We start from the raw sequence: 13272 nt of genomic DNA, 5'->3' as shown, positions 1-13272 counted from the left end.
GCGGCCGCCCGGAAAGTATTTGGAACCGGTTCTTAAGAGCGTATTTACGATCTCGCGAGCAAGAGCGAGACAAGTCTTAGAGGCCGGCTTCGATCAGGTCTATCTCCTCCTGCGACAACCCGCCGGCCAGAGGATGGTCGGACGGCGTGCTGCCGCCGATGTCCGGCGCGTGGCCCAACTTGGCCAAGGCGCGCAGCGCGTCGAACCAGTCCTCCGCCAGCCTTGCTATCTCCTGCCGGTCGAACAGGCGGCCGGCCCACAGCCAGGTGGCCACCAGTTCCGGGCCGTCCGAGCCGTCGTGGGTGGCGGCGTTGAGCTCGATGGCGTGGGACAAGGGCACCGAAGGATCGCTGTTCCCGTCCAGTCCGGCGGCTTCCGGCGCCGGCATCCAGTCGCCGCGCGCCGGCGTGGCGAAGCGTCCCAGGTAGTTGAAGCCGAGCTGCGCCGGCGCGGCGCCGCTCAGCCGGGCGGCGGTCTCCGGATTGAGGTAGCGCAGCAGGCCGTATCCCAGGCCCCGGTCCGGCAGCGCGCGCAACTGCTCCTTGACCCGCTTCAGCGCGTCGCCGAGCACGGCGGCGTCGTCCAGGGCCGCGGCGGCGGAGACGCCGGGATCGAGGCGGACCGGGAACAGGCTGGTGAACCAGCCCACGGTGCGGGAGAGGTCGCAATGTTCGCCCAGCTCCTCGCGGCCATGGCCTTCCAGTTCCAGGCGCACCGCGGTGCCGTCGCTCCGTCCCTGGTCTTGCCGCCAGCGCGCCACCGCCAGCGCGAAGCCGGTGAGCAGCACGTCGTTGATGCCGGCGTGGAACAGCGCCGGCACCCGGGTCAGCAGCTCGGTGGTGACGGAGGCGGGCAGTGCGACGCTCAGGCGCCGGCTGGCACCGGCCGTGTCCAGCGCCGGGTCCAGCGGGCAGGGCGACAACAGCGGATCGGGCTGGCTCTGGATGTTCGCCCACATCGGCGCTTCGGCCGCGCGGGCGGCGCGGACGGCGTCCTCGTTCAGCAGCAGCGCCCAGCGGCGGAAGGAGGTGGCCACCGGATCGAGCTGGATGGGCCGGCCGGCCTGGACGTCGCGCCAGGCGGCGGCCAGGTCCGGCAGCAGAATGCGCCAGGAGACGCCGTCCACCGCCAGGTGATGGATGCCGAGCCACAGCCGGCCCGGCGCGTCCGGGCCGGCGTCCAGCCACAGCGCCCGCAGCATGGCGCCGGCGGCGGGGTCCAACTGCCGCGCCGCGGCGGCGATGTCGGCCGACGGGATCTCCAGATGCGCGTCCGCCGCGATGCGGCGCAGGCAATCTTGCGCCGATGTCGAGCCGACCGGAGGCACGCTGAGGCCGCCGTCGGCGTCCAGCCGCATCCGCAGCGCGTCGTGTTTATCCAGCAAGGCTTGCAGCGCCTGCGCCAGATGGGCTTGTTCCAGTCCGGCGGGGGTTTGCAGCAGCATGGATTGGTAAAAGCCGCTTTGCGGGCCGCCGCGCTCCAGCCACCAGCGGATGATGGGCGTCGCCGGCAGCGGGCCTTCCGCGGCGTCCTCGGTCGCGACGGCGGCGACAGGCCGGGCGACGGCGGCCAGCGCTTCCACCCGGGGATGAAGGAAAACCTCGCGCGGGCTCAGCAGCAAGCCTTGCCGTCGCGCGCGGCTGACCAGCAGGATGGAGGCGATGCTGTCGCCGCCGAGATCGAAGAAGCCGTCGTCCAGGCCGACTTCGTCCAGGCCCAGCAGCTCGGCGTACAGCCCGGCCAGGATGCGTTCGGCGTCGCTGCGCGGCGGCCGCCGATCGCCGCCGGCCTGGAGCTCGGGAGCGGGCAGCGCGCGGTGGTCCAGCTTGCCGTTGGGGGTCAGCGGCAGCGCGTCCAGCGCGACGACGGCGGCCGGCACCATATAGTCGGGCAGTTGCGCCGCCAGGGCCTGCCTGAGCGCGGACGGGGCGACGTCGGCGCCGGGGTGGAGCGCGACATAGGCGAGCAGCTGGCGCGGCGCGCCGTCCGTCTCGCGCAGCACCGCCCGCGCCTGGGACACGGCCGGGTGTTCGCGCAGCCTGGCCTCGATTTCGCCGAGTTCGATGCGGAAGCCGCGCAGCTTGACCTGTTGATCGGCGCGGCCGAGGAATTCCAGCTGGCCGTCGGCGCGCCAGCGCGCCCGGTCGCCGCTGCGGTAGAGCCGGCTGCCGGCGGGGCCGAAGGGGTTGGCCACGAAGCGCTCGGCGCTGAGCGCCGGCTGATCCAGATAGCCGCGCGCCAGGCCGCTGCCGGCCAGGTAGAGTTCGCCGGGCGCGCCGGCGGGCAGCGGGCGCAGCGCGAAGTCGAGCACATAGGCGCGGGTATTGTCCATCGGCGCGCCTATCGGCAGCGGCGCAGCCAGCGCTTGATCGCGCGGCAGCGGATGGCAGGTGGCGAAGGTGGTGGCCTCGGTGGGGCCGTAGACGTGGACCAGTTCCAGTTGCGGATGGCGTTCCCGCACCCGCTGGAAGGCGCGCAGCGAGGCGGCTTCGCCGCCGGTCCACAGCGTGCGCAGGCTGGCGAAGCAGTCCGGCCGCTCCTCGGCCAGCAGGTTGAACAGCGCGGTGGTCAGGAAGGCGGCGGTGACGTTTTCCCCTTGCAGGGTGTTCGCCAGCGAGTCGATGTCGTTGTCTCCCGGCTGCGCCAGCGTTGCCTGGCCGCCGTGCAGCAAGGGCGCCCATAGCTCGTAGGTGGCGGCGTCGAAGGCATGCGGAGAGTGCAGCAGCACCTTGCTCTGGGACGCGCCCTCCCAACGGCGGTCCAGCGCCAGATCCCGGACGTTGGCGTGGCTGACGGCGATGCCCTTGGGCACGCCGGTGGAGCCGGAGGTGTACATCACATAGGCCAGCGCGTCGGGCGACAGGGCCAGGCGCGGCGGGTGCTCGGCGCTGTCCGACCAATCGTCTATCCGCAGCACCGGCAAGCCCGGCGGCAGCATCGCCGGCGCCGGGGCCTCGTCGGCCAGCAGCAGCGCGGCGCGCGACTGGGCCAGGGTCCAGGCTCGCCGTTCATTCGGCTGGGCGGTGTGCAGCGGGACATAGCAGCCGCCGGCCTTGAGCACGCCCAGGATGGCCACCGGCAGCAGCGGGCCGCGTTGCAGCCACAGCGCCACCGGCGTTTCCGCGGCCACGCCGGCCGCGCGCAGCCGGTGGGCCAGCGCGTTGGATTGCCGGTCCAGCTGGCGGTAGCTCAGGCGAAGGTCGCCGGCGCAGACCGCGACGGCGTCCGGCGTCAGCTCGGCCTGTCGGCGGAACAACTCGGGCAGCGTCGCCGACGGCGTGGCGCGCGCGGTGGCGTTCCAGCCGTCCTGCTGGCGGCTCTCGGCCTCGTCCAGCCAGCGCAGGCGGGACAGCGGCAGGTCCAGGTCGCCGGCCAAGGCCTGGAACAGGCGCGACAGGCTGGCGAGGAGGCGCTCGGCCGCCGCCGGCGGGAAGGCGTCGGCGCGGCAGCCCAGCCGGAGTTCCAGCCTTTCCCCCGGCACCACGCACAGGCCCAGCGGGTAGTGCGACACGTCGCCGCCCAAGCCGTCGACGGGGCGCACGCTCAGGCCGTCGCCGGCGTGGCTTTGGCGCAGCGCGTCGAGTTGTGGATAGTTTTCGAACACCATCAGGGTGTCGAACAACTCCTCCATGTCCGTCAGCTGTTGGATGTCGCCGAGTCCGAGATGCTGGTGCTCCATCATCGCGGCCTGACGCGCTTGCAGATCGTCCAGCCAGCCGGCCAAGGTGGCCGACGGTTCCAGTTTCAGGCGCAGCGGCACGGTGTTGATCAGCAGGCCCGGCAGCCGCGCGATGTCTTCCAGCGGCGCGGTCCGCCCGGACACGGTGATGCCGAACAGCAGGTCATCGCGGCCGGTCAGACGGGCCAGCAACAGGCCCCATGCGGCCTGGGCCAGGGTATTGAGGGTCAGCCCGCGACGCCGAGCCTGGGCGGCCAGCGCGGCGCTGAGCTCCGGCGTCAGCGTGGCGGTGTGCAGATCCGGCCGCCGCTCGGCGGCGGGGAGGCCCGGCGCCACCAGGGTGGGCTCGTCCACGCCGCGCAGGTATTCGCTCCAGGCCTGGCGAGCGGCGGTTTGATCGCGGCCGGATAGCCAGCGCAGATAATCGCGGTAGGCCGGCGCGGGCGGCAGCGCGGCCGCCTCCCCCTGGCGGTAGAGCGCGAACAACTCGTCCAGCAGCACGGGAAGGGACCAGCCGTCTAGCAGCAGGTGGTGGAAGGTCCAGAGCAGCAGATAGCGCTCCGGCGCCAGCCGGATCAGGGTGAAGCGCAGCAGCGGCCCGCGGTCCGGCGGCATGCTCTCTCCATGATCGGCCGTCTGCATGTCTTCCAGCCGCGCGCGCGCGTCGTCGCCGCTCAGCGCCGACAGATCGGCTTCCCGCCATGGCGCGGCGGAGTCCCGGCTCAGCGCCTGCATCGGCTGCAAGGTGTCGTGGTGAATGAAGGAGGCCAGCAGGTGCGGGTGGCGGCGCAGCAGGCCTTCGCCGGCGCGGCGCAAGGCGGCGGCGTCCAGCGTGCCGTCCAGCTCGATGCGCATCTGCACCACATAGGGGTTGGCGGCGGAGTGGTCGTAGAGCGCGTGGAACAGCAGGCCTTGCTGCAGCGGCGTCAGCGGCAGCAGTTCGGCGAGGCCGGGGTGGCGGCGGCTCAGGCGCTCGATTTCGGCGGGATCCAGCCGCAGCAGCGGCGCGTCGGCGTGCGCGTTGGCACCCAGGGCCGGGGCCTCGGTTGCGATCTGGGCGAGGCCGCGGACGCTGCGCTGCTCGAACACTTGGCGCGGCGTCAGGCTCAGCCCCCGCTTGCGGGCCAGGCTCACCAGTTGGATGGAACTGATGCTGTCGCCGCCGAGGTTGAAGAAGCTGTCGTCCAGGCCGACGCGCTCCAGTCCCAGTGTTTGGGCGAAGGCCTCGGCCAGCAGCTTCTCTTTCTCGGTGACCGGCTCGCGGTGCTTGGCCAGCGTCAGCTCCGGCGCTGGCAAGGCGCGGCGGTCCAGCTTGCCGTTGGGGGTCAGCGGCAGCGCGTCCAGCGCCACCCAGGCGGCGGGCACCATGTAGTCGGGCAGGCGGGCGGCCAGCGCGTCGCGCCAGCGCGCGACGTCGGCTTCGGCGCCGGCTGCGGGCACCGCGTAGGCGACCAGCCGGCGCTGCCCGGGCGCGTCCTCGCGGATCAGGACTACGGCCTGGGCGACGCCGGGCTGGTCCAGCAGCGCGGCTTCGATCTCGCCCAGCTCGATGCGCAGGCCGCGCAGCTTGACCTGGTGGTCGAGGCGGCCCAGATATTCCAGCGCGCCGTCGTCGCGGCGGACGACGCGGTCGCCGGTGCGGTACAGCCGCTGGCCGACGGCGAAGGGATGGGCGACGAAGCGCTCGGCGGTGAGTCCCGGACGGCGCAGATAGCCGCGCGCCAGGCCGACGCCGCCGAGGTAAAGCTCGCCGGGGATGCCGGGCGGCAGCGGCCGCAGCATGGAATCGAGCACGAAGAGCTGGGTGTTCCAGATCGGGCGGCCGATGGGCACCGAGCGGCTGTCGCTTGCCGGGTCGCAAGTCCAGGCGGTGACGTCGACGGCGGCTTCGGTGGGGCCGTAAAGATTATGCAGCGGGCAGGGCAGCGTCTGGGCGGCGCGGGCAAGCAGCGGCGCGGGCAAGGCTTCGCCGCTGCACAGCACGCGGCGCAGGCTGACGCAGCCGGCGCTGGCGGGCTCCAGCAGGAAGGCGTCCAGCATGGATGGGACGAAATGCAGGGTGGTGACGCCGCGGCGGCGGATCAGCTCGGCCAGATAGACGGGATCGCGATGGCCGTCGGGGCGGGCCAGCAGCAGCGAGGCGCCGGCGAGCAGCGGCCAGAAGAATTCCCATACCGAGACGTCGAAGCTGGACGGGGTTTTTTGCAGCACCACATCGTCGGCGGCCAGCGGGTAGGCGTGCTGCATCCACAGCAGGCGGTTGACGATGGCGCGATGGCTGTTGACGGCGCCCTTGGGGCGGCCGGTGGAGCCGGAGGTGTAGATGACGTAGGCCGGGTGTTCGTAGTTGTCGGGGAGTTCCAACGGCGCGTCGGACAGCGTCTCGAGCGCGTCGTCCAGCTGATCCAGGCACAGCGCGCGTTCGACCGGCAGGCCGGCCAGCAGCTCGGAGCGGGACAGGACCACGGCGGGCTGGGCGTCGGCCAGCATGAAGGCGATGCGCTCGGCCGGATAGTCGAGATCGAGCGGCAGATAAGCGCCGCCGGCCTTGAGCACGGCGAGCAGGGCCACCACCAGGTCGATGGAACGGGGCAGCGCGACGGCGACCAGGGTTTCGGGTCCGACGCCGTCGGCGCGCAGGCGGCGGGCGAGGCGGTTGGCGCGCTGATGCAGCTGGCGGTAGCTGAGGGCGATGTCGTCGAAGCGCAGCGCCTCGGCGTCGGGGCTGAGTTCAGCTTGGCGTTCCAGCAACTGGGTCAGGGTGGCGGCGGGCAGCGGGGCGTCGGTGAGGTTCCAGGCGGCCAGCGCGGCTTGCTGGGCCGGGGAGGTAGGTTCGATGCGGGAGAGCGGCAGCTCGGGCTGTTCGGCGATCAGGCGCAGCAGTTCCAGCAGTTGCTGGGCGATGCCGTCGACGGCGTCGGCGGAGAAGAGATCGGGCCGGTAGCCGAAGCGCAGTTCGAGCTCGGGCCCGGGAACGGCGCACAGGCTGAGCGGATAGTGCGAGGTGTCCACGCCCTGGCCGCCCAGGTAGCCGATGGACAGCGCGTCGTCGACGCGGCGGTCGTCGTCGGCGATCGGGTAGTTTTCAAATACCAGCAGGGTGTCGAACAAATCGCCCAGGCCGGCCGCCTGCTGGATCTCGGCGAGGCTGAGGTGTTGATGCTCGATCAGCGCGGCCTGCTGGGCCTGCAGGCGCTGCAGCAGGGCGGCGAGGGTTTCCTCGGGCCGCAGGCGCAGGCGCAGCGGGACGGTGTTGATCAGCAGGCCGACCATGCGTTCGACGCCGGGCAGTTCCGGCGGGCGTCCGGAGACGGTGACGCCGAAGACGACGTCGTCGACGGCGCTGAGGCGGGCGAGCAGAATGGCCCAGGCCGCTTGCAGCAAGGTATTGAGGGTGAGGCCCTGCCGGCGGGCCAGCCGCTCCAGCATGGCGTAGACCGCCGGGTCCGCCGTCACATTGTGGTTGCGCGGCAGCTGCCGGCTTTTTTGTCCGCCGGGCGCCAGGCGCGCCGGCTGTTCCAGGTCGGCCAGATGGTTGACCCATTGGCGCTTGGCGGCGTCGCGGTCGCGGACGTGCAGCCAGGCCAGGTAGTCGCGGTAGGGAATGGCGGGCGGCAGCTCGTCGCCGCGGTAGAGGGCGAACAGTTCGCGCAGCAGCACCGGCACCGACCAGCCGTCGAACAGCAGGTGGTGGAAGCTCCACAGCAGCTGATGGCGCTCGGCGTCCAGCTTGACCAGGGTAAAGCGCAGCAGCGGCGCGCGCGCCGGGTCCACGCCGGCGGCGTAGTCGTCCTCGCGCAGCCCTTCCAGGGCGCGCTGCTGTTCATCGGCCTGATGCGCTGACAGATCCAGCTCGCGCCACGGCGTTTCCACGCGCTCCAGCACGATTTGCGCCGGCTGCTCCAGGTCGTCCGCGGCGAAGGCCGCGCGCAGGTGCTGATGGCGTTGCAGCAAGCCCTCGGCCGCGACGCGCAGCCTGGCCGCGTCCAGCGGGCCGTCCAGCTGGAAGCCCATCTGTATCAGGTAGACGTCGCTTTGACCTTCGTCGTACAGCAGGTGGAACAGCAGGCCCCGCTGCAGCGGCGACAGCGGCAGCACCGCGCTGGCCGCCGGATAGCGGGCGCGGATGCTTTCCATATCCGCGGCGCTGGGCGGCGGCAATTCGCCGGCCGCCGCGTCGGCTTCCAGCGGGCGGACCCGGAGCGCCAGGCGCTCGATGCTGGGCTGATCGAAAACGTCCTGCGGGCTGAACTGCAGGCCGTGGGCGCGGGCGCGGCTGACCAGCAGAATGGCGCTGATGCTGTCGCCGCCGAGGTCGAAGAAGCCCTGGCCCAGGCCCACCCTGGGCAGGCCCAGCACTTCCGCGTACAGCTTGGCCAGCGTTTTTTCCAGCCAGTCCCGCGCTTCGCCGGCGTCGGCGTCGCCGAAGTCCGGCGCGGGCAGCGCCTGTTTGTCCACCTTGCCGTTGGGCGTCAGCGGCAGGCGCTCCAGCGGCACCACCGCCGCCGGCACCATGTAGTCGGGCAGTTGCTCGGCCAGCGCCGCGCGCAAGGCCGCGTCGTCGGCTTGCAGGCCGGCGCGGGAAACGACGTAGGCGACCAGTTGCTTGATGCCGGGCAGGTCTTCGCGCAGGCGGACTACGGCCTGGCTCACGCCGGCCTGCTGCGTCAGCAGGTGTTCGATTTCGCCGGGTTCGATGCGGTAGCCGCGCAGCTTGAGCTGTTCGTCGGCTCGCCCCAGGTAATCCAGTCCGCCGTCGGCGCGCAGCCGCGCCAGGTCGCCGCTGCGGTACAGGCGGCTGCCGGCGGGGCCGAAGGGGTTGGCGACGAAGCGCTCGGCGCTGAGCGCCGGCCGGCCCAGATAGCCGCGAGCCAGCCCGTCGCCGGCGAGATACAACTCGCCTTCCACGCCCGGCGGCAGCGGCCGCAGGGCGTCGTCCAGCACGTAAGCCTGGACGCCGGGCAGCGGCGCGCCGATGTCGGCGGGCGCCTCGTCCCGCATCCGGCCGCTCATCGTCGCGCAGACGGTGGCTTCGGTGGGGCCGTAGGCGTTCAGCATGGTTCGGCCGACGGACCAGCGCCGCACCTGGGCCGCCGGGCAGGCCTCGCCGGCGACGATCAGGCCGCAATCCTGCGGGATGCCGCCGTCCGGCATGATGGCCAGCGCGCTGGGCGGCAGCGTCAGGTGGCTGATCCGCTGGCGGGCGAGCAAGTCCGCCAGCGCCGCGCCCGGCGTCACTTCCGCGGCCGGCGCGGTGACCAGGCAGGCGCCGGAGAGCAGGGTCATGGCGATTTCGGAGAAGGCCGCGTCGAAACTGGAGGAGGCGAACTGCAGCACGCGGGCGCCGGGGGCGATGCCGAAGCGCCGGCTCTGGGCGCGCGCCAGCGCGCCGATGCCGCGGTGGGTGACCGCCACGCCCTTGGGCTGGCCGGTGGAGCCCGAAGTGTAGATCACATAGGCCAGCTGGTCCGGCGAGTCATGCCGCAGAGGCGGGTGGTCCGGTTGCGCCTGCCAGGCCGCTTGCTCGGTATCCAGTTCCACCACCCGCGCCCAGTGGGCCGGCAGCTGCTCGGTCAGCGCGGCGCGCGTCAGCAAGGCGGCCGGCATGGTGTCGTTGAGGATGTAGGCCAGTCTCTCGCGCGGATAATCGGGGTCCAGCGGCAGATAGACGCCGCCGGCCTTGAAAATGGCCAGCATGGCGATGATCTGCTCGGGCGAGCGGTCCAGGCACAGTCCCACCGGCGTTTCGCGATCTATGCCCAGCTCGCGCAGATAATGGGCCAGGCGGTTGGCCTGGCTGTCCAGTTCGCGGTAGCTGAGCGCGCGCGCGCCGTGCCGCAGCGCAATGGCGTCCGGGTGGTCCGCCGCGCTGCGGGCGAACAGGGCGGCGAAGGTTTCGGCCGACGCGGCCTGGGTATGCGGATCGCGGGAGGGAGAAACGGCGTTGTCGTTCATGTCGCACCTAAAGATGGCTTGCTGCAGGACGTGAAGCCGCAAGCTGTCGCGCATGCGCGGCAGGCCGGCGTTTTTTCGATGTGGAGCGGGACGGCGAAAGGGGGACCGCGGCGAACGCGTCGCAGCGGAATGGGAAGAAAGGCGCCGCGCTTTGTCTTGAAAGCGGACGCGACCCGGCTTCGCCCCTTGAGCCGGGGCGGGGGTCAGCCGGTGGAGAGCATCTCGTCTTGAGCGCGGGCCAGGCTGGCGGGCCGCATGTCTATCCAGTTTTGCTCGATGTGATCGAGACAGGACTGGCGGTCGGAGGGGCCGAAACGGGTTTGCCAGCCCTCGGGAACGGGCGCGAATTCGGGCCACAGCGAGTACTGGCCTTCATCATTGATCAGGGCGAAAAAAACGCCTTCCTTGTTGTCGAACGGGTTCGCCATGACACTTCTCCCTGTGACTCTCATGAATTTTGCCTGCGCAAAAACGCAGGATTATTTGTACAGCATAACAATGAAAAATGAATATGTCATTAAATAAATATGGCTATATCGCAGTGAATGAGCTATGGGGGAGGCGCTGGCAAAATCCAAGAGCCTGTTCAAAGTCTCGCGAGCAAGGGCGAGACAAGGCGAAAACTGGCGAAAAAGCGGAATGTGCGAGGGGTACACGAGCATTTTGAGCTGGTTTTTAACGCTGTATCGCCGACGCGTAGCAGATCGTAAACAGGTTCTAAGGGAGCTCCGTCTGTTTCATCCGCTTGAGCTCCGGCGAACCGCGCAGCCTTGGATGGTTGCAAGGCGGGGGAAAAGCCCAGCCCGCCCGGGAGGGCATGGCCCGGCTGCGGCTCTCGCCTTCGCCGGCTAGCCCACCAAGCGCTTCATCACGCGTTCGATCTCATCCTGCAGCCGGCCGATGTCTATGGGCTTGGTCATGAAGCCGTCCATGCCGGCGGCCATGGCCGCCTCGCGGTCCTCCTGGAACGCGCCGGCGGTCAAGGCGATGATGGGCGTCGCGCGCTTGTCGCTGTCGGGGTCCACCTGACGGATGAATTTGCAGGCGGTGATGCCGTCCATCACCGGCATCTGAATGTCCATCAGGATGAGGTCGATGTCGTGGTGCTGCCACGCGTTGATCACCTCTTTGCCGTTGGCTGCGGTATAGATCCGGTGCCCGTATTTCTTGAGCAGGATGGAGACGATGTCCAGATTGATCTCGTCGTCGTCGGCCACCAGGATATTCAGGGGGGACGGCGGTTTGGGCGTGCGCTCCGCGTCGGGCGGCTCCAGGCAGGGCAGGGCGTCCGGCGGCGCCGGGCGCAAGGGCAGGTAAACCTGAAAGACGGAGCCCTTGTTGAGCGCGCTTTGCACCTCGATCCGGCCGCCCATCTTCTGCGCCAGCTGCAAGGCGATGGTGGTGCCGAGGCCGGTGCCGCCAAAGCGGCGGGTGGTCGAGGCGTCCGCCTGGGAGAAGGGCTCGAACAGTTTGGCCAGGGTTTCCTGGCTCATGCCTATGCCGCTGTCCCGGATGATGACGACCACGTTTTCCCGCGCAGACAGTACCGTCAGCCAGACCCCGCCCTGAGCGGTGAACTTGATCGCGTTGCCCACCAGATTCATCAGAATCTGCCGCACCCGGAAGGCGTCGCCGATAAAGGCCTGCTGAATAATGGCTGGGTATTTCAACTGCAGGGTGATGCCCTTTTTGCTGGCGCTCAGCCGCAGGATGTCGATCACATGCTCCGCCACCTCGCGCAAAGAGAAGGGCGCTTCCTCCAGCTCCAGCGCGTTCTGCTCCAGCTTTGCCGTGTCGAGAACGTCGTTGAGCAGGCCCAGCAAGCTTTTGGCCGAGTGGTTGACGGTTTTGAGCATGCCTTTCTGCCTGTCGTCCAGCTCGGTGTCCTGCAGCACATCGGTATAGCCGATGATCGCGTTCATCGGCGTCCTGATTTCATGGCTCATATTGGCCAGGAAGGCGCTTTTGGATTTGACCGCCGACAGCGCGCGGTTCTTGGCCTCGATCAGGGCGAACTCCGCCGCCTTCTTCTCCGAAATGTCCAGGATCACCCCGTCGATCAACAGCGGCGCGCCGTCCTCGTCGTAGACGCCGCGGGCGCTCTCCAATACCCAGCATTCCTGCTGGTTCAGGCAGAGCAGGCGGTACTCGACGACATAGAGCTGCCGCTGTTCCAAGGCGTGGCGGATGGTTCCGCGCACTCTCTCCTTGTCTTCCGGGTGAATGACGTCCAGCAGCTGAATACGGCCGTCCAGAAAGGATTTTGCGGGCCAGCCGCATAGTTTTTCGATGTCTTCGCTGATGAAGACGATTTTCCAGGGTTCCTGGCAGTGGCTGCGAAAGGCGACGCCGGGAATGTTGTCGATCAAGGTGCGGAACTGGCTCTCGCGCTCTTCCAATTCCCGCTGGATGCGGTGGCGTTCGCTGATGTCGCCGATGAAGCCGACGTAAATCACCTGCTCGGGCAGCTGCACCTTGCCTATAGACAAGCGGATGGGGAACTGGGCGCCGTCCTTTTTGAGCGCCATCTCCTCGCGTTCCCGGCCTATCAGCTTCGCGATCTGGGTTTCCTTGTAGTCGGAAAGGAAGCGATCGTGTTTGGAATGGTGGGGCTCCGGCATCAGCAGATTGATGTTCTTGCCCAGCAACTCGTCCACCTTCCAGCCAAACAGCCGCTCCACCGCGGGGTTGGCGCTTAAGATGCGGCCCTTTTCGTCAATGGTGATGATGCCGTCCAGCGAGGTGTTGAAGGCGGCTTGCAGCTTCAGCTCATTGCTCAGCGTTCTTTGATACAAAGGGCGGTAACGCAGCAACACATTGCCGACGAAGACGATGTTGCCGAGCACCAGCACGGTGACGGCGATGGCGACGGCCAGATTCGCGTTGTCGGCAAAGGCGTTGCGGAAGGCCGGGTCCGGCGTGCCGATGAAGCGGGCGGCCTCCATGCCGAAATAATGCATGCCGGCAATGGCCACCCCCATGACCGCGCCGCTGAGCAAGGTCATCTTTCCCTTGCCGATTTTCTTATTGTCCAGCCCAAAGCGGATCCAGAGCGACAGGGTGCTCAGCAAGACGGCGAGCAAGATAGAGACGGCGAACCACGCGGGGTCGTAGCGCAGCAGCGGCGTCATGCGCATCGCCGCCATGCCGGAGTAGTGCATGGTGCCGATGCCGCCGCCCACCAGCGCGCCGCTGATCAGCAACTGCTTGCCGTCAATCTTGGCTTGAGACAGCAAGTGCAAGGCAATCAGGGAGGCGGCGACGGCGGGCAGCATGGACAGGAGGGTGGGCAGCAGCGCGTATTGGACCGTGCTACAAACGCTGAAGGCCAGCATGCCGACGAAATGCATCGCCCAGATGCCGCCGCCCATGGCGCAAGAGCCGGTGGCGAGGGCGACCCGGCGCAGCCAGCGGTCGCTGGCCTCGCGGGCCAGGCCGGCGATCTGCAGCGCCAGACAAGAGGTGAAAACGGCCACCAGCAGGGACAGCGCCACCAGCCACAGATTGTATTGGGTCGGTAGAAATAAATAGGACTGGTAAGCGTCAATGAAAAACGAACTGAGCATGGACTCCCCATTTTCAATGGCTTCTTAACGCTGCGCCAACTTAAGCGCGGGCACTCACCCTTGGTATAGACA

3 protein-coding genes are annotated in these 13272 nt (G+C 69.0%); all 3 read right to left on the bottom strand.

Annotated elements, in window-relative coordinates; genetic code table 11:
* Positions 1-76: 76 nt before the first annotated feature.
* Complete coding sequence (locus JW897_RS05010) at positions 77-9634, bottom strand: non-ribosomal peptide synthetase (RefSeq protein ID WP_205465354.1); 9558 nt, start codon at positions 9632-9634, stop codon at positions 77-79.
* 203 nt (positions 9635-9837) lie between these two features.
* Positions 9838-10062 (bottom strand): MbtH family protein, encoded by a 225-nt coding sequence (locus JW897_RS05005; protein ID WP_048414878.1) that lies wholly within the window; start codon positions 10060-10062, stop codon positions 9838-9840.
* 420 nt (positions 10063-10482) lie between these two features.
* The gene (locus tag JW897_RS05000) at positions 10483-13200 is read right to left on the bottom strand and encodes an MHYT domain-containing protein (protein WP_205465353.1); all 2718 of its coding nucleotides are present in this window, start codon (positions 13198-13200) and stop codon (positions 10483-10485) included.
* Positions 13201-13272 lie beyond the last annotated feature (72 nt).

Source organism: Chromobacterium alkanivorans (assembly GCF_016937655.1).
In the GTDB taxonomy this organism is placed as follows: domain Bacteria; phylum Pseudomonadota; class Gammaproteobacteria; order Burkholderiales; family Chromobacteriaceae; genus Chromobacterium; species Chromobacterium alkanivorans.
The sequence above is the reverse complement of the archived record's forward strand: the minus strand, read 5'-3'. Positions and strand labels throughout refer to the sequence as shown.